Source organism: Pseudomonas sp. RA_15y_Pfl1_P11 (genome assembly GCF_963970975.1).
Lineage (GTDB): Bacteria > Pseudomonadota > Gammaproteobacteria > Pseudomonadales > Pseudomonadaceae > Aquipseudomonas > Aquipseudomonas tritici.
The window spans coordinates 1-18,305 of record NZ_CAXAOY010000028.1 but is presented as its reverse complement, the minus strand read 5'-3'; the positions used below and the strand labels follow the sequence as shown (position 1 = coordinate 18,305).

The 18,305-nt window shown below is 55.9% G+C and carries 11 protein-coding genes; 8 read left to right on the top strand and 3 right to left on the bottom strand.

All coding sequences use genetic code 11. The features are described from left to right. The first annotated feature begins 54 nt into the window (after positions 1–54). The 7 genes from AACY44_RS25945 to pelG are packed head-to-tail and all read left to right on the top strand — an operon-like array spanning position 55 to position 12,221. Positions 55–2,868 (top strand): bifunctional glycoside hydrolase 114/ polysaccharide deacetylase family protein, encoded by a 2,814-nt coding sequence (locus AACY44_RS25945; RefSeq protein ID WP_339497344.1) that lies wholly within the window; start codon positions 55–57, stop codon positions 2,866–2,868. Then, complete coding sequence (locus tag AACY44_RS25940) at positions 2,846–6,454, top strand: tetratricopeptide repeat protein (RefSeq protein WP_339531349.1); 3,609 nt, start codon at positions 2,846–2,848, stop codon at positions 6,452–6,454. The genes AACY44_RS25945 and AACY44_RS25940 overlap by 23 nt, the downstream gene beginning before the upstream one ends. A gap of 27 nt (positions 6,455–6,481) precedes the next feature. Then, complete coding sequence (locus AACY44_RS25935; RefSeq protein WP_049710551.1) at positions 6,482–7,000, top strand: hypothetical protein; 519 nt, start codon at positions 6,482–6,484, stop codon at positions 6,998–7,000. Positions 7,001–7,005: 5 nt separating this feature from the next. Then, complete coding sequence (locus AACY44_RS25930) at positions 7,006–8,373, top strand: PelD GGDEF domain-containing protein (RefSeq protein WP_339421206.1); 1,368 nt, start codon at positions 7,006–7,008, stop codon at positions 8,371–8,373. After that, positions 8,351–9,343 (top strand): HEAT repeat domain-containing protein, encoded by a 993-nt coding sequence (locus AACY44_RS25925; protein WP_339427338.1) that lies wholly within the window; start codon positions 8,351–8,353, stop codon positions 9,341–9,343. Before AACY44_RS25930 ends, AACY44_RS25925 begins: the two co-directional genes overlap by 23 nt. Further along, entirely contained in the window at positions 9,336–10,850 is a 1,515-nt protein-coding gene (gene pelF / locus AACY44_RS25920) for a GT4 family glycosyltransferase PelF (protein ID WP_339421210.1), read from the top strand. The genes AACY44_RS25925 and pelF overlap by 8 nt, the downstream gene beginning before the upstream one ends. Further along, positions 10,851–12,221 (top strand): exopolysaccharide Pel transporter PelG, encoded by a 1,371-nt coding sequence (pelG, locus tag AACY44_RS25915; RefSeq protein ID WP_339421212.1) that lies wholly within the window; start codon positions 10,851–10,853, stop codon positions 12,219–12,221. 67 nt (positions 12,222–12,288) lie between these two features. Here the strand turns inward: pelG and AACY44_RS25910 are convergent, their stop codons facing one another. The 3 genes from AACY44_RS25910 to AACY44_RS25900 all read right to left on the bottom strand — a co-directional run bounded on the left by AACY44_RS25910 (position 12,289) and on the right by AACY44_RS25900 (position 16,828). Beyond that, on the bottom strand, positions 12,289–12,573 hold the full coding sequence (locus tag AACY44_RS25910) for a DUF3077 domain-containing protein (RefSeq protein ID WP_339421214.1): 285 nt from the start codon (positions 12,571–12,573) through the stop codon (positions 12,289–12,291). Positions 12,574–13,269: 696 nt separating this feature from the next. Next, entirely contained in the window at positions 13,270–13,974 is a 705-nt protein-coding gene (locus AACY44_RS25905; RefSeq protein WP_339531347.1) for a TOPRIM nucleotidyl transferase/hydrolase domain-containing protein, read from the bottom strand. A gap of 202 nt (positions 13,975–14,176) precedes the next feature. Next, positions 14,177–16,828 carry an AAA family ATPase gene (locus AACY44_RS25900; RefSeq protein ID WP_339531345.1) on the bottom strand — a complete coding sequence of 884 codons (2,652 nt, stop codon included), beginning with the start codon at positions 16,826–16,828 and terminating at the stop codon, positions 14,177–14,179. A 513-nt stretch (positions 16,829–17,341) separates the two neighbouring features. On the opposite strand from AACY44_RS25900, the gene AACY44_RS25895 reads away from it, so the two are divergent. Then, positions 17,342–18,226: a hypothetical protein gene (locus AACY44_RS25895; RefSeq protein WP_339531343.1), complete on the top strand. Its 885-nt coding sequence runs from the start codon at positions 17,342–17,344 to the stop codon at positions 18,224–18,226. Positions 18,227–18,305 lie beyond the last annotated feature (79 nt).

The window sequence follows — 18,305 nt, the reverse complement described above, 5'->3', positions numbered from 1 at the left end:
TCACCCTGTTCGACCTTAGCGCCGTCTCAGTTTCAATCATTTCAAGAGTGCATTATGGAAATCGTTTTTCGCAGGACGCGTGTCCGCGCAATAGCTGAGCGGCTACTGACCGCTTTTGCGTTGTTCGTTGGCGGGTCTATTGCGCAGGCCGCGACGTCGCCGCAGCCGGCCAGCGTGGCCTTCTGGTACGCCGAGCAGCCGCCCCTGGCGGAGTTGTCGCAGTTTGACTGGGCTGTGGTCGAGCCCGGCCACATGACGGCCGCCGACGTCAAAACCTTGCGTACGCTGGGCAGCGAACCCTTTGCTTATTTGTCCGTGGGCGAATTCGACGGCAATAAGGCGGCGCTCGAAAAAGCCGGCTTGAGCAAAGCGGTTTCCCCGGTGCGTAACGATGCCTGGGACAGCCAGGTCATGGACCTCACTTCGCAAGCCTGGCGTGAGCATTTATTTGCTCGCGCCAAAGCCTTGGAAGCCCAAGGTTATGGCGGTGTATTTCTCGACACCCTCGACAGTTTCCAGTTGCTGCCTCAAGCCCAGCGTGAAGCTCAGCGCGTGGGCCTGGCCAACCTGCTGCGTGAAATGCACAAGCGTCAGCCAAAATTGAAGTTGTTCTTCAATCGCGGTTTCGAAGTATTGCCTGAGCTGGATGGCGTCGCCGCCGCCGTGGCAGTCGAGTCGATTCACGCGGGCTGGGACGCCTCCGCCAAGCGTTATCGCCCGGTCTCGGAGTCCGACCGCGAATGGCTTGAAACGCATTTGAAACCGCTGCGTGCCAAAGGCATCCCGCTGGTAGCGATTGATTACTTGCCGCCTGAGCGCCGTGAAGAAGCGCGCAAACTGGCAAAGCGTCTGCGCGAAGAAGGCTACATCCCGTATATCAGCACGCCTGACCTCAATACCCTGGGCATCAGCAGCATCGAGGTTCAGCCACGCCGAATCGCGCTGATTTTCGACCCGCGCGAAGGTGCGCTGGAAGATGCTGCCGGCCATAGCGACCTCGGCGGCTTGCTGGAATACCTGGGCTATCGCGTCGATTATTTTCCGGCCGACAGCAACCTTCCGCTGTACAGCTTCAGTGGCCTGTACGCCGGCGTTGTTACCTGGATGACCAGCGGCCCGCCGCAGGACCCGGCTGCGTTTAGGCGCTTCATCAATGCGCGCCTGGACGAACAGGTGCCCGTGGCGTTTTTCAGTGGGTTGCCGGTTGAAGACAAGCTGCTGCTCAAGCGCCTTGGCCTCAAGCGTGATGCGCCGCCCGCCACGCAGGTGCTGACCGTTACTCATCAGGACAAGGCCCTGGTGGGCGCATTTGAAGCGCCGGTGGTGCCGCGCTCGCGTGACCTCACCGCCGTTTCCGTGATGCCCAATGGCCCGACAGCTGCGTTGTCGTTGAAGGGGGCCGGCGGTGAGGTGTTCACGCCGGTGGTGGTCGGCAAATGGGGTGGCTTGGCACTTGCGCCCTATCTGCTTGAAACCAACAACGAGCGCAGCCGTTGGATCCTCGATCCCTTTGCGTTTCTCCAGGCCAGCCTGCACCTGCCAAGCCAGCCGCGCCCGGACAGCACCACCGAAAATGGCCGGCGCATTGCGACCGTGCACATCGATGGCGATGGCTTCCCTTCCCGCGCCGAAGTGCGTGGCACACCTTACGCCGGGCGCCACACGCTGGACGACTACATCAAGCCCAACCCGTTTCTGACTTCGGTGTCGATCATCGAAGCCGAGATTTCGCCCCGCGGCGCGTTCCCCTTCCTGGCCCGTGAGCTGGAGCCGATTGCACGCGAGATCTTTGCCAACCCTAAGGTTGAAGTTGCCACGCATACCTACAGCCACCCATTTTTCATGCAGCCGGAAAAAGCCAAGAAACGCGAGAACTTCAATCCGGAATACGGCATGAACATGAAGGTGCCTGGCTACGACAAAATTGATTTTCGCCGCGAAATCTTTGGCTCGCGCGACTACATCAACCAGAACCTGACCACCCCGCAGAAGCCGGTGAAATTAGTGTTCTGGCCAGGTGATGCGCTGCCATCGGCGAGCACCATCAAATTGGCGTATGACGCTGGCCTGAAAAACGTCAACGGTGCCGAAACCATCATGACCAAGGCCAATCCGTCGCTGACCGGCCTTAACCCGCTGCTGCGCCCGACCGCAGGCGGCTTGCAGTACTACGCGCCGATCATCAACGAGAACTTGTACACCAACTTGTGGAAGGGCCCGTATTACGGTTTCCGCGAGTTGATCGAGACGTTCCAGCTCACCGACAGCCCACGCCGTCTGCGTGGCCTGCACCTCTATTACCACTTCTATTCCAGCACCAAGCAGGCGTCGATCAAGGCCATGCACGAGATCTATGGCTACATGCGCGAGCAGCAGCCGATGTCGTTGTGGATGAGCGACTACCTCGACCGTCTGCACGGTTTGTATCAGGCGAGCCTGGCACGCACCGCGGATGGCGCCTGGCAGATTCGCGGGATGGACGCACTGCGTACCGTGCGCCTGGACGCGCAAATGGGCTGGCCGGACCTGTTGAAATCGCAAGGCATCGCCGGCGTGCGCGATTTGCCGCAAGGGCGCTACGTGGCCCTGAGCAGCGACAAGGCGTTGCTGGTGCTGCGCCCGGATCGAGACCCGAGACCGGCGCTGGAAGAGGCCAATTTGCCTCTGCTGGACTGGCGTTACCTGGATGAGCGCCGCGTGAGCTTTGCGTTCGCCGGCCAATTCGACCTGACCTTCTCCGTACGTTCGGCCACTGCCTGCCGCGTGGAAGTGGATGGCCAACGATTTGCGGGCAAGGCTTCGGCCGGCCTGTGGACTTTTCAATTACCTATGAAGCAGGTGAGTAATGGTCAGCTCCTCTGCAACTAAAAACAGCCGCCTGCTCAACCCTTGGGCATTGGCGGTGGTGGCGGTTGCCGTAGGTGGCCTGTTGTGGGCGACCTTCCAGCGCGAAGAAGTGTTCCAGCCCGACGGTCGCCAGCCGGATGCGGTCTCGGCCAACTATGCCGAGTTGCTGCTGACGGCTCACCCGGACGACGATCACCTGCGTCTGCAACTGGTCGATTTGTTGATTCGCCTCGGTGACTACACCAAAGCGCGCCAGCACCTGGAAGCCTGGCCCAAGCCACAGCCTGAAATCCAGGCTTACTATCGTCTTGAACTGGACGCGCTGGTCGCCACCAGCAGCAACGACTTGATCGCGCAGCAAGCGCTCGTCGAGCGCCTGGGTAGTTTCGATTACCACAAATTGCCATTGCCCCAGTTGCAAAACCTGGCGGCGCGGGCGTTGACCTTGCAGGCGCCTGAATTCGCGGCGGGTGTGTACGAAGAAATCGCCGCTCGCGATCCCGCACAGCGTGCCGAAGCGCTCAAATCGGCGGCTCAGTGGTACATGGCCAGCGAAAAACCTGAGCGTGCTGCCGATATTTACCTGCAGCTCAGGCGCGACGCCCAGCTACCGGCAGAGCGTCGTGATTACGCGCAGTTGGCGTTCAACAGCTTGCTGTCGGCGGGTCGCGACAAACAGGCTGCGCAGGTGCTGTCCGACGAATTGCCCCAGCTGACTAACCCCCAGACCGATGTGGCATGGCTGGAGCAGGGCGTCGACGTCGCCGTGGCAACCAAGCAATTTGACCTGGCGCAACGCGTGCTCAAGCAGTGGCGCGAAGTGCAGCCGGACAATCCGAACATTGCGCTGAAAGAATTCCACGTGCGTCTGGCCATTAATGACCTGGCGGGCGCCTGGGAAACCGGTCAGCAATTGACGGTCGATTATCCGGACGACACCGAGCTGCTCAATCAAATGGCGTTGCTCGGGGAGTGGCGCGGTGATAACGCAGCGGCCTTGGGTTATTGGATTCGCTTGCTCAAGCTCAAAGAAGACCCGCAAACCCGCGAACACGCCTGGCGCCTGGCCAGCCAGCAGTTCGATTTCGACCGCTCGATCCCGCTGCTAGCCGAGATCATGCAACAGCGCGCGCTCACCGATATCGAGCTGGACGCGTTGATCTATGGCCACGAATCGCGTGGCACGCCTGCCGAGGCCGAGGCCTGGTTGCGCACCTATCTGCGCAAATACCCAGGGCACCGCCTGGCGTGGACACGTTTGCTGCAAAACCTGGACAACACCGGGCAGTTCGCCGCAAGAAGCAAGGTTTACAACGACTACGCCAAACGCTTCACCCTGACCTCGGCCGAGCGGGTGGACTGGGTTGGCACCGAGATGAAGCTGTTTGACGAGCAAGCGGCATGGGACGTCGTGAAGGTGGATGACCCTTCGATCGAGGATCCTGAGTATTGGCACGCCCGCGCTAGCCTGGCGTGGGACCTGGAGCGTGATGAAGACCTGCGCGTTTCGTTGGAACGCCTGCTGGCCATCAACGGCAAGCTGATCAGCGGCGACGAGAGCCAGCTCATCACCCTTTATCGCACCCCAGACCCACAGCGCGCCCTGGCCCTGATGGTCGCCAGTTGGAAACGCGCCCAAGACCCGCAACGCTTGGTCGAGGCCTTGCAGCTCGCCCAGGAATTGCAGGAGTGGGACCAAGTGGTCGCGTTGCTCGAAGACGCTAAACAGTACCCAGAGGCCTACGAGCAAGCCCAGGTTCTGGCCGTGCGGGGTGCATTGGCGATTGAGCAGGGCGACAGCGCCGAAGCCGAGCGTTTGTACCTGCTGGGCCTGTCGCGTTATCCCAACGACAACCTGTTCCGCGAACGCATGATCTGGATGTATGTCGACCAGGGCAACACCGAGAAACTCAAGCCATTGCTGGCCAAATGGCGCGTCTATGCGCGTCAGGACCGTCTGCTCTGGCTGCCATTTGCCAGCGCCAGTCAGTTGTTGAATCGTGATACCGACGCCTTGGCCTGGTACCGCATGTACCTCAAGCTCACCCCGAACGACTGGCTGGTGCAGGCGGCATACGCCGATGCACTCGACACCGCCGGCTACCAGGATGCGGCACAACGGCTGCGCTTGAAACTGCTGCGCAACCCCGAGGCTGAAGGGCTGCAACCTTCGTCCCAGCGCTACGCGATCTGGTTGCGGCTGATGTCCAGCAGCTACTCGCCACGCAAGGCGCAGCAGGAACTGTTGAAGTGGAAAGACGGTTCGCCGTCGATGAAGCAGATGTGGTTCGAGCGCTTGCTGGCACGGCTGGACGCGAGCAATCAGGAGTCGCAGAAAGACCAATGGCTGGAATGGGCGCGTAGCCAAGGCCTCAAGGTCGACCGTTACGAGCAGATTCAGGAAGCGCTGCGCAGTCGCAACAAGGCCCAGGTTGAAACCCTGTTGGCCAGCAGCGACCTGAACCCGGCGCAACGTGCGCAGGCACTCAGCCGCCTGGGTCGCACCAACGAAGCGCTGGACGTCAGCTTGACCGCATTGGGTGACGACCAGCCGGAGTCGGTGCGCGAGCAACTGCGCCGTCAAGCTGTTGAGATCCACGAAAGCACTCCGCAAGGCGCGCTGCTGTCCTACCAGAAGCAAGACTTCGGTGGCCTCTCGTTTGATGCGCCGCGCTTGGAAATCGCTCACAACCTGGGTGACAACTGGTACGCCGACCTCGAGATGGAGCACGGCAACTACAAGGGCGACGACGTCATCTCATCGAGGATCGGTGACGAAAGCAACGCGGCCCTGACCTTGATTCGTTCGGTGGAAAACGGCAGCTGGAAGGTGTTCGCTGACACCAGCCAGCGCAAGGACGACGATCGCAACGGCCTGGTCCTGTCGCGCCTGTGGCAGCTGGGTTCCAGCCACCAACTCGAGACCGGCCTGGACTGGCATCGCAAGAGTGACGACAGCGGCTTGATGCGCGCCTTCGGCCAGCAGGACCGAGCCTGGGTCGGCGGGCGTCATGGCCTGACCGCACGGGACCAGTTGAGCTGGGAAGTGGCGCAGCGTTCGTTCTCTACCCGTGCCGGCGACTCGCTGGGTACCGGGCATGCGCTGAAGGTTGAGCTTAACCATACGCTGGAATTCGCCGGGCCTAACTGGACGGTGCGCGGCGGTGCGGATTATCAGAAGAACAGCGTGAAGGACCGGGAGCTGGAATATCTGTCGAGCCGCAACGGCGGCGCCGTCAAGGTTACGCCTCAGTCGATAGATGCCGATACGGGTCTGCCTGATCCTCTTGATGTAGACCCGGTCACCGCCGACAACCTGCTGCAAAGCCGCTACGGCCAACTCTACGTCGGTACCACCTGGCGTCGCGGCATCCCTGGCGCGCTGGTGCGCACCAAGCCCCAATACACCTGGCTGGTGGACGTGACGGCAGGCTGGCAGTGGACGGACCAAACCTTCAACTACGGCATGAACACCGGCATCGGCTTTGAAGTGCTGGGTGACGACGAACTGGCCCTGACCGTCGGTTACCAATCTGCGCCACAAGGCGGGGATGGCAAATCCGGCGGAACACTGGGCATGAGCTACGGCGTGCGTTTCGGGCGCTGATTACAGAATCTCTACGGGAGAAAACCTATGCAAGTAATTCGTAACCTGAGCCTGGCGCTGACAGTCCTGTTCGTTGCCGGCTGCTCAAGCTTCACCAGTGAGACCAGCCCGAACCTGCCACGCAATGCGCAGTGGGGCATCGTGCCGATGGTCAACTATTCGCAGACCCCGCAAGCCGGTGAGCGCAGCGAGCAGATCCTGCTCAGTGTGCTCAGCAGCCATGGTCTGCAACCACGGGTTTACCCTGTCACCACCCAGGGCGAACAAGCCTTGATGGACGACAATGAGCGTCTGGCCGGTGCCCTCGATTGGGCCCGTGAGCAGAAACTCGATTACGTGGTCGCGGGCAGCGTGGAAGAGTGGCAGTACAAGAACGGCCTGGACGGCGAACCGGCGGTGGGCATCAGCCTGCGCGTGCTGGAAGCCAGCAGCGGCCGCGTGCTGTGGAGCAAAAGTGGCGCCCGCGCCGGCTGGTCCCGTGAAAGTCTGGCGGGCAATGCTCAAACAGTCATCGACAAACTTGTTGGCGCCCTTCGGTTCGAGTGAACGCAATGAATTCTCCACACATGGATTACAGCCTGGCGCCTCGCGCCAGCGGGCCGGTGTCTTGGCTGGAAACGATACTGGTGACGGGCCTGGCGATCGGCCTCGGCTTCTGGCTCACGCCTGAAGACCCGTTGCAGATGCATGCCGGTTTCCCCTGGCCGATCCTGGCACCGCTGCTGTTAGGTGTACGTTATGGCTTTGTGCGCGGCTTGTTCAGCGCGGTTCTGGTGGTGGCGGCGCTGTTTGCGCTGCGCAGCAGCGGGCACGAAGGTTATACCCAGATTGATCCGTCGTTTATCGTCGGCGTGCTGGTGTGCGGGATGCTCGTCGGTGAAGTGCGGGACCTGTGGGTGCGTCGCCTTGAGCGTCTGCAGATGGCCAACGAATACCGTCAGTACCGTCTCGACGAATTCACCCGCGCCCACCAGATTCTGCGGGTCTCCCATGACCTGCTCGAGCAGCGTGTGGCGGGCAGCGACCAGAGCCTGCGCAGTTCCTTGCTGGGCTTGCGGGAAAAGCTGCGTGGCATGCCGGTCGAAGGCGATGCCCTGATCGCGCTGGCTGAGCCCATCGTAGCGATGCTCGGCCAGTACGGCGCCTTGCGCGTGGCCGGGTTGTACCGCGTCGATGACAGCGAACAAAACATACTGCCTCAAGCCTTGGCGATGATCGGTGTGATGGGCCCGTTGGACGTGGGTGATGACCTGATCAAGCTGTGCCTTGAGCGCGGTGAACTGGTCAGCGTGCGCCAGGAATTGATTGATTCCGGCAAATCCTCGCAGTTTTCGTCGCTGCAAGCGTGCATCCCGCTGATCGACGCCGAAGGCAACCTGTTGGCCATCCTGGCGGTTCGGCAGATGCCGTTCTTTGCGTTCCAGGACCGCACCTTGAGCCTGTTGTCGCTGCTGGCCGGCCACATCGCCGACCTGCTGCGTCGCGACCCGCAAGTGCTGCAACTGCCGGACGCCGGCGCCCAGCAGTTCACGTTGCAACTCAAGCGCTCGCTGGTGGACATAGAGCAGCACACCTTGCCGGCCGGGTTGTTTGCGTTTGAGATGACACGCCCCAACGACGAGCTGACGCGCCTGATGGCGCGCAGCCAGCGCGGCCTGGACCTGCACTTGCCGGTGCGCAACAACCGCGACCACGCGCTGCTGTTGGTGTTGTTGCCGTTGACCAGCCCGCAAGGCACCGAGGGCTACCTGGCCCGTATCAGCCTGATGTTGCATGAGCATTTTGGTATCGACAGCGACTTCGAGAGCCTGGGCGTACGGGTGATGCCTTTCAACCTGGAGCCTGGCTGTGACCGCAACGGGCTGCGTAACTTCCTTTACAACGAGTGTGGCTTGAATGATCAGCAAGTGGCTGTTTAGCGGAGCCTTGGTGCTAGAGGCGGGCAGTTGGGCAAGTTTGTGGCTCGACGCGCCTCAAGCGCACCAACTGCTGGTCTTCACCTTCAGCCATGGCTTCGCCTGCCTGATGCTGTGCGCGGCCGTGTGGCTGTTGCTGCCGGCGCGCTACCGCAAGCCGTTGCCCTGGAGCCCGCTGTTCATTTTCAGCCTGGCGTTCTTTGTGCCGGTCATCGGCACCCTGGGTGTGGTGGCTGCGATCTTCCCGGCGCTGTACTTGCCGCGCAAGCGCGACAAACAAGCCTGGCAGGCCGTTGGTATTCCAAGCTTGCCGTACCGCGCGCAAGCGCAGTTGCACAAGCCGGTGTTCGCCGATGGCGGCTTACAGGATGTGCTGCGTCACGCGCCCGATCCGGACCAGCGTTTGTCGGCCTTGTTGGCCACACGACGGATGCCCGGCAAGGAAGCGGTGCCCATTCTCAAGTTGGCGCTGGCAGATCCCAGCGACGACGTGCGCCTGCTCGCCTACTCGATGCTCGACAAGCAGGAAAGCGATATCAACCTGCATATCCAGATGGCCCTTGAGCAACTGGTGGATGTCAGCTCGCGCACCGCAGGCCCGGTCCACAGCATGCTGGCGCGCTGGTACTGGGAACTGGCCTACCTCGGCCTGGCGCAAGGCAGCGTGCTGGAGCACGTACTCAACCAGGCCAGCGAGCATGCCGAGCAGGGCTTGGCAGCGGGCGAGGGCGGTGAGCTGTTCCTGCTGGCTGGCCGTATCGCCCTGGAGCGCGGCGAGAACGAGCGCGCCGAAGTCCTGCTGCGCCTGGCGGAAGAAAACGGCATGGGCTCGGCCCAGGTCTTGCCGTTTCGCGCAGAGCTGGCGTTCGAGGCCGGTCGTTATCACGAAATTCCCGGGTTGCTCGCCAGCCTTCCCGAGAAAACCCGCCAGCGGCCACCGTTCGCTGAGTTGGTGAGGAGCTGGAATGAGTAACAAGCAAGAGGCACCGATTGCAGACATCTGCCTGCTGCTCGAAGGCACCTGGCCTTACGTGCGCGGCGGCGTTTCGAGCTGGATTCACCAGATGATCCTCGGCCTGCCGGAGTTGACCTTTTCGGTGATGTTCATCGGCGGCCAGCGCTCAGCGTATGAGAAACGCCGTTACGAAGTGCCGGCCAACGTGCTGCACATCGAAGAGATGTTTCTCGAGGACGCGACCCATCCCACGAATCTGCACGGCACACCGCGCGAAGCCAACCCACAGCACCTGGCCGACCTGTATCGCTTTTTGCATCACCCGGACCAACCTGAACGTGAGCTGGGCGAGAAGCTGCTCGATTGCATCGCCAGCGGCGACATGACCCTTGACGACGTCCTGCGCAGCCGCGCCAGTTGGGAGACGCTCAGCGAGGGTTATCGCCTGCATTGCGCCGACCCGTCCTTTGTCAATTATTTCTGGACCCTGCGCTCGCTGCAGTCGCCTTTGCTGATGCTGGCCGAAGCCTCGCGCAAAATGCCGCGCGCGCGCGTGCTGCATTCGATTTCCACCGGTTACGCCGGGCTTTTGGGCTGCATTCTCAAGCAACGCTGGAACTGCGCCTACTTGCTCAGCGAGCACGGCATTTACACCAAAGAACGCAAGATCGACCTGGCCCAGGCCTCGTGGATCGCCGAGACCTCCGGCCAGGCGCTGAACCGCAGCCTCGACGGCGGCTCGGGTTACATCCGTACGCTGTGGGTGCGCTACTTCGAGCGGATCGGCCAATTGGCCTACAACAGCGCCGACAACATCATCGCCTTGTATGACGGTAACCGTCAGCGCCAGATCAAGGACGGCGCCGAGCCTGCACGCACGCAATTGATTGCCAACGGTATCGACCTGGCGCAGTGGAATCGTGTGCTTGAAACACGCGCGCCGGGCATTGCCCCGAGGGTGGGCCTGATCGGGCGTGTGGTGCCGATCAAGGACGTGAAAACCTTCCTGCGGGCCATGCGCGGCGTGATCAGTGCCATGCCTGAGGTTGAAGGCTGGATCGTCGGGCCGGAAGAGGAAGACCCGGAGTACGTCAGCGAATGCCGCAGCCTGATGGCCAGCCTGGGCCTGGAAGGCAAGGTGCACTTCCTCGGCTTCCAGCGCATTCAGGACATCCTGCCTCAGCTCGGCTTGATGGTGTTGACCTCGATCAGTGAGGCGCAACCCCTGGTGATCCTCGAAGCCTGGGCCGCCGGCACGCCGGTGGTCAGCAGCGACGTAGGCTCGTGCCGCGAACTGATCGAAGGCGGCAGCGCCGAAGACCGTGACCTTGGCATTGCGGGCAAGGTGGTCGCGATCGCCGACCCACAGGCCACCTCCGTCGCCATCCTGGAACTGCTGCGCAGCCCGGAACGCTGGCAAGCCGCACAGGCCAGCGGCCTGGCGCGGGTCAACCGTTATTACACCGAAGCCTTGATGTTGCAGCGCTACCGCGACCTGTACCAGGCAGCCATGGAGAACAGCTAAATGGCCGGTATTGGCTTTGAACTGCGCAAGATCCTTTCGCGCGACTCTTACACCGCCACCCTGCATGCCTACGTCTATGCCGGGCTGATCAGCTCCGGGCCGTGGGTGCTGTCGATCATCAGCGTGATGCTGGTGGGCATCATCAGCCTGGGCTTGATGTTGCCCAACTCGCTGGTCGGGCAGTTTCTGGTGACGGTGACGTACCTGATGGCCAGCTCGTTGATCCTGACGGGCGGCCTGCAACTGTTCTTTACCCGGTTTGTGTCCGACCAACTGTTCCAGCGCAACTACGAGCAAATCCTGCCCAACCTGCTGGGCATATTGCTGATGGTGACCGTGGGCGCCGGCGTACTCGGCATCATCCTGCTGGCGGTGCTGTTCGATCAGCCGCTGATCTACCGCGTGCTGGTGCTCTCGAACTTCGTGGTGCTGTGCAACCTGTGGCTGGTGATCATTTTCCTGTCGGGGATGAAAAAATATAACCGCATCCTGCTGGTGATGCTGGTGGGCTACTCGCTGATGGTTGCGAGCGCCTACCTGCTGAGCTTCCTGGAGATGCCAGGCTTGCTGCTGGCGCTGTTGATCGGGCACAGCACGCTGCTGTTCCTGTACCTCTACGACATCCTGCGCGAATACCGGGCTGAAAAACTCATCGCCTTCGACTTCCTCGATCGCCGCAACGTGTTCCTCAGCCTGCTGGTGACCGGGTTCTTCTACAACTTCGGCATCTGGGTGGACAAGATCATGTTCTGGTTCAACCCGGCCACCTCCAACACCGTCATCGGCCCGCTGCGCGCCTCGATCCTCTACGACATGCCGATCTTCATCGCTTACCTCGCGATCATCCCCGGCATGGCCGTGTTCCTGGTGCGCATCGAAACCGACTTTGCCGAATGGTACGACCGCCTGTTCCGGGCCATCCGCGACGGCGAAACCCTGCAGCACATCGGCTCGCTGAAGACCGAGATGACCCTGTCCATCCGCCAGGGTCTGCTCGAAATCTGCAAAGTCCAAGGCCTCACCGTGGTGCTGCTGTTCCTCTTCGCACCACGCCTGCTGGACTGGCTGGGCATCTCCAGTTACTACCTGCCACTGTTCTACATCGACCTGATCGGCGTGAGCATCCAGGTTGTCTTTATGGCGCTGCTCAACGTGTTCTTCTACCTCGACAAACGCCGCGTGGTGCTGGAACTGTGCGTCCTGTTCGCCGTCCTCAACGCCGGCCTGACACTGCTCAGCATGCACCTGGGCCCGAGCTTCTTCGGGTACGGGTTTACGCTGTCGTTGCTGGTGTGTGTACTGCTGGGGCTGGCGCGCTTGTCATCGGCGCTGGAGGATCTGGAGTACGAGACGTTTATGTTGTCGCGTTGATCGCGGTTGCTGGCGAATAAAAAAGGCACTTGTCGGTGAGCGGCAAGTGCCTTTTTTTGTTGCTGCGTTATTGCTCTGTGTTGCAGGGTGATTCCAGTACTTTCACGACGTCATCAATCACCGCCTTGCTCATCTCCTGCAGATAATGCGATGCCCAGGCATAACGATCTGTGTCTCGCGTCATTGCTGCGTCTTCTGCGAGCAACTGGGCGACATGGAGCAGATCGGAAACGTGGTGCAAGGCTTCATGCAGGGAAACACCGCTGTTGACGCGGAACAGAGGGTGGTCGGAGTGAAAGGAGAAGGGGGTGACGCCGAGGGTGGTTAGTGCGGATGGACTTGGAGCGGTCATTGGTAAAACTCCCATATCGGGTGAGCGCTACCACGTTCGTTCTCAGGCGAATGGGTGGCAGCTGTGCGCAGGCTGAGAAACCGGAGATACAGGAACCCGGCAGACCCGAAGGTCTCCCACGCACAGCCGCCATTGCACGAATTGTGAGGCGAAAAAAAACGCCTGCAAATCGGGTTTTGGGGGCGCTTGGTGCGCCTGCATCTTGCCGGGTTCTCAGGCCCGATCGCTGAATTGGCAGCGACGCAGGGAGAGTAGCGTGGTGGGGGCGGGGGAGCAATCGAGAAAGTTGATGGGAGGGTTTTTTGCGGCGGTTTGCGTTGCCGTGTGGTGAGCCTAAGTCGTTGTTCTATATGGTGCGGCACCAGACGAACGGTATGTTTCGGGGAGGCTAGGTGTTCTGCGGGTCTGGAAGTCTGTGGAAAATTTGACGTACCCCAAACGGTAACTGTAAATAAATCAGCTAGTTATGGTTGTCAGTGGAATCGAATCAGGGACCTTTTAAAGGTGTCAGCAAGTTGTCGGGTTGCACGTAAAATATCCAGAGTAAGATACGGCATGGTAAACCTCTAGAATTTGAACGTTGCCTTATTTCTCCGTGGGTAATAGGCAGGAGCCGGCGCATAAGCGACCAGTCACATGTGTCTAATATCAGGGTCGATTAAGTTCTTCGAGAGTAAAGTAAAATAAGTTACATGACTATTTGAATGGTAATTCAATATCATTTGGGTGCTTTATAGGGTGAATTTTTCTCAAGCTTAATACTGTTTCAGCTAGGGCTTTAAAAGTGTCTGGTACAGATGCACATGACTCTGCCATATGTTCAGCTAATCTTACTTTGTTTATCGAACAGGCTCTGCCGTTGTTCTGTTCTATAAACTTTGCAAATTGGGAAAACCATGGCTCTTTGATTTTAAATGTAGATCGAAAAGAAACTTGCATGTCATGTGAGAAATTTGCGATGACATCTTTCTCAAAACAAGCCTGCATAAAGTTCTCAGGAGTAAATACCTCCTCAAGAGAACCTCCTGAGCTTCCGTCAGAGTAATTTACAACTGGAGTCTGTGGGATTTTAAAAGTAGTGATTAAGGTGTCGCTAATATTCATAGATGCCTTTTTTCCGGGTAAGTCATCGTCATAGGTCACGATGATTGGCCTGTCATGACTTAATGTTTTTCGCAATAGCCGAATAGCGTGCTTCAGATTGCCGATTCCATTGTAGTTAGCGATAAATATGCCATCTGAATTAAAATTCAAACCACAGTCTTCCAGAAGCCTCTGAAATATTGCCTCCTCAGAGTCTCCTTCAACAAAAATATAGATGCACTGGGCAATGGCGGCGTTTTTCATAATTACTTCTTCGCAAAAGTCCGTAATCATTTCATCGTAGAGGATGTCTTCCATGGTTGTACTCATTATTGGCAAGCCCCTAGGTTAAAATTCTAGAAAAGGTACGTGAAAAAAATCTGTATAATTGCCGTTGTTGAAGTTCTGCCTAAAATCTAGCCGGTAGAGGTATGTGCTGCTATAAGCAATCGTTAGCGCCTCTTAAACCTGCTCGCATCGAATCCTGGATGGGATTCAATGCGTTGTAGAACTAACGCTATTAGCCGACCTCGCACATGGGGGGTTTAAATTGATCGCCGAACTCTTTCTCTGCAGGTTTCCGTCGTGCAATAACTTCTTTCGAGAACGCTCTAAGCTTGGCAATGTCTTCAAGAACCTCCGCAGGAGCGGGCCGGTTTTCTGTTAATGCTCTAGATTTGTCGTGACCGAACATCCAGTTACTGGCCTTGGTCATTTGTTGGGTGATGATATTTGCATCTGTGGGTTCAATGCTAAGTTGATCCAGTCTAAGTGTTTGAACACTATTTCGGCCGCGTGTTACGATCTGGCAAAATAGATCCTGCTCGATTAGCGATTCCCACGCTTCCCGTAGCAAACAGTAGAGCAGAGCCGCACGCTGGTTGTAATTATCAACATCACTATCGTATAAAACCTTAATGGTGTGAACATCTTCATCTAGGTGTTGTGCACGTTGAGCTGTACTCATGCCGCGCCAAGGAGCTTTGCTGTAGCAAATGCCTGAATCCGTACCATTTCTTCGTATAGTAAAGGTAGAGCGCGCGGGTCCTTTTCCGAGGCTAAGAGCGATATCATCGCACTTTCCCTCGATTTCCATAATCAGTGAAAGGTCGTGTGTAAATGTAATGACCTGTCGAGTTAGCGCCTCTTTGGCTAGCCGCTCCGCGATTTTCTCCCGGTATATATGATCCAAGGAGCTGACCGGATCATCCAATATTATTGGCGCGTCGTTTTTAAAAGTTTTAATTTCCGCTAAGAATGCGGATAACGAAATTACTTTTTGTTCCCCCTCGCTAAGGATTTTTCCAGGGCGCTTGGTTGCTATGGAAAAACTATGAGAGGTATCGGAGTCACGCACGACGGGGGAGATTTTTACGTCAAGGGAAACCCCCATAAACTCTAATTCAGTCTTGAAGTTTTCAATAAAGTCTGGGGTGACCAGCTGTGAGATTATAGCCTTGGCCTTGGTGGAGAATTTCTGCTTTGTGCTTCTTATTGCGTTTAATGCATCGGAGACTTTTTTGTTGAAAACAAGCGATTGCTGATATTCGATAATTAAATCTTGAGATTTGTTTAGGTTGTGGTTGAGCTGAAGCTCAGTGCGTCGGGTGACATTGTTTTTATGTATTTCCGGGGTAATCGTTTGCAACAGATCTTGCTTTTTCTGTTCCAGTAGTTTTATCAACGTCTGTGCCAGAAAATCAGCATCTACTAGATCGGAGGGGTATGTGTGATTTTGATCCTCGGGCAGCTCAAAATAATCTTTTCTTGATTTTATGATTTTGAATATCGAGCGCACTTTATGATCATTGCCAAGAATCTCTATCAGGTCATTACAAAGTGGTTCGTAGGATTCTTGATCCGGCACAACAAGATCTTTAATTGCCTTTTTAACCGCTTGAAGATTTTCCAGCTTTTTTTCGTATATCGTTTTGCTTTTGTCGATGATGTATGATTCAAATCGCGACAACCTTTCTTCGGCCTCATGTTCTAGGGGCTGCATACACAGTACGCACAGGGCACCATCATCAATGTTGGGGAAGTCTTTGCCAACATAGGCATGGCTCTCTGAAAACTCTTTTGCGGCGTTGAAGAGTAATTTCCATGCTTCGGTATGCACACCGTCCAACGGCTCTGCTATTTCCAATTTCGCGATAGCTAAATCGTACGCTTGTTTCGAGGTAGCCACAGCGCTCTCTAACTCAGAGATTTCCCTAACCTTTTGACTACTAAGTACAGCTAGACAGCTCTTGAGTTTCAAAATCACCCTAGGGATTCGGGTTTCGATCAAGGTAGTAATTTTCTCAAGTTTCTTTGTGCTAGTACCGTTTTCATTTTCTTGAATAGTAACTACCAGGCCGTCTAATTCAATCTGATTTTCATCGGCCCATGAAAGCTTTGTTCTTATACTTTGAGGTGTTGTCTTGTCAGAGATTGCTTTCAGCCAACCATGAAGGAGAGGTGAGTGCTCAATTTCGGAAATCTCGGGGAGTTTAGCTACCTTGAGTTTTCCAGAAACTATTCTCTTAATCTCCTCAGTTATAGTAGCTACCTCATCAAATATCTCTACCCCTTTTGGTTTGTAAGTGACTTGGTTGTTTTTTTCTAAGAGTATTTTTCCAGAGTCAGAGTCATATACGTTTATAACCGAAAGATCTGTCAATGTTTTTCCGGGGGACCAATCCCAAACCAATCGTTCGCCGTTCTTTAGAAGAGAAATTTTCGCGCCCTGCGGGCCTTTCTGGTTTTTATAGACGTTCGATAAAATTTCTGGCTCGACATGTTTGGCGAAGCAAGCATTTTTTAAAATCCTTGTATATCCAGATTTTCCAGAACCATTTTCACCATAGATTAAAGTGATACCGCTATGACTAAACGGTAGTGTCGATCCACTATAGATTGCGTTTACATTTTCTACGGCATGTACGCTGCATAGTTTAATTGGGTCAGATGACAGCAGATCGTCTACGGTTTCGCTCTTAAAAAATGGGGCAGTGCATTTTTTCTGCTCTCCACCTTCATTAATCCCAAAGCTTGCGATGACGTTGTCAATCACCTGTTTTGTGGAGTCTTCCGTTAGCGTCCCATTTTCCAAAAGACGTCGGACTAAGTCGGCCTCCCAGTCAGAAAGGCCCGTGACGGCCCATTCAACGATTTCCTTGACAGAATTCATGCGACGACATCCCTATTATTGGCATTTTGCCATTACTTTTACCTTCACAGTGCGGTGATGTCCATACCCTGAAAGTAGAAGAAGCCACTCCCGATGCAGGAGAATCCAGACCACGCAAACTCAGGGATGGCCGCTTTGGCCACTGCTGAGTAAAAGAGCGCCTGAGCTTCGCCGGCTTGGCAAGATAAATGTTGAGGTGCGATGGTTAGCGCTACAAAGCCTATTTACATGCTATTTCCATCCAGGCGACGTGTTCAGAGGTATCGATGTCTCGCTTGTACACTGAGCAAAGAAGATTTTTTAAACGGATGAGCGTCTCCAAAGCGCGGGGGAGTGACTCGATTGTCGGATAATTAGTAAAAGGGTTCACGCCCCCTTTTCTCCAAAAAGAATTAAAGTGCAGCAACCCATATGGCCTTATAGAGTAAAGCCATAAATTCACATAATCAAAATTGCCATGGCCGAACATGATCAATGTAGCATCCACCAACACTCATGCTAAAGGGGTAGCTTATGAACGAATCAGATCCAATACCGTTCAATAGTGGCATAGGTATTCAAGGGGTCAAAACTGGAACACGGTCTGGTTCATTTCTAAGAAAATTTATACCCGCGATTTACGTTGTAGTTGAGGATCCCGTAGCCAAGGGGGTCATCGAGAGTATTATCCATACAAACGAATCAAAACCAGCATGTAAGTTCATGGTAGTAGGCGCTTGGAAGAATCTTATATCAAGCCTTTACGGATTCTTGAAGTACGGGGATGAACTGCAGAGCAATTTTAGGATGCCTGCATTTTCAATTGTCGCAATTCATGATGGTGATATAACGGCATTAGAGATAACGAAGAGAATCAACAGTGTGATCAATGGGGATCATCCCCCAGCAGCGGATGCTGCATTGAAAGAAATCATGACCCAAAGCATCCTAGGACTCAATCTCCAGCATACTGACAAAAAACAGATAGCTGGCCTTCCAGAATATAACCACAAAATGTGGTTTGAAGAAATAAACGAACAAGAAATTGTCGCTTATCACCAACGGGAACTAGAAGGATTAGATGAGATATGGAGAATAAGATGCAAGCAAGAAATAAAAACTCTGCTTGAAATTATCGAATATTCAAAGTCTATGATTTTTGATGTTTCAAACGGCAAAGAAGATTACCATAAATATTATGAGCTTCTAAAAAAAGCAAGAACTAGTACTGCTGAGGACAAATTAAATCAGGCGCAGTGGTATGTATTGAAAGCAATTCAACGCTACAACCCCGCCAGATGGAACGCTTACACCAAGGAGGTTCGAAGCAAAATCGAAGAAGTTACGCGAGAAAACAAAGAACGATTCTTGGTAAGCGATCCACCATGTACACATTCAAAACTGCCCGTTGAAGCCTGATGCTGTGCTCCCGATTCCCATCAGGAGCCCGCAGTTATGATGCGCCCCGACGCCAAAGTTGAAAAAGTCTACCTCTACC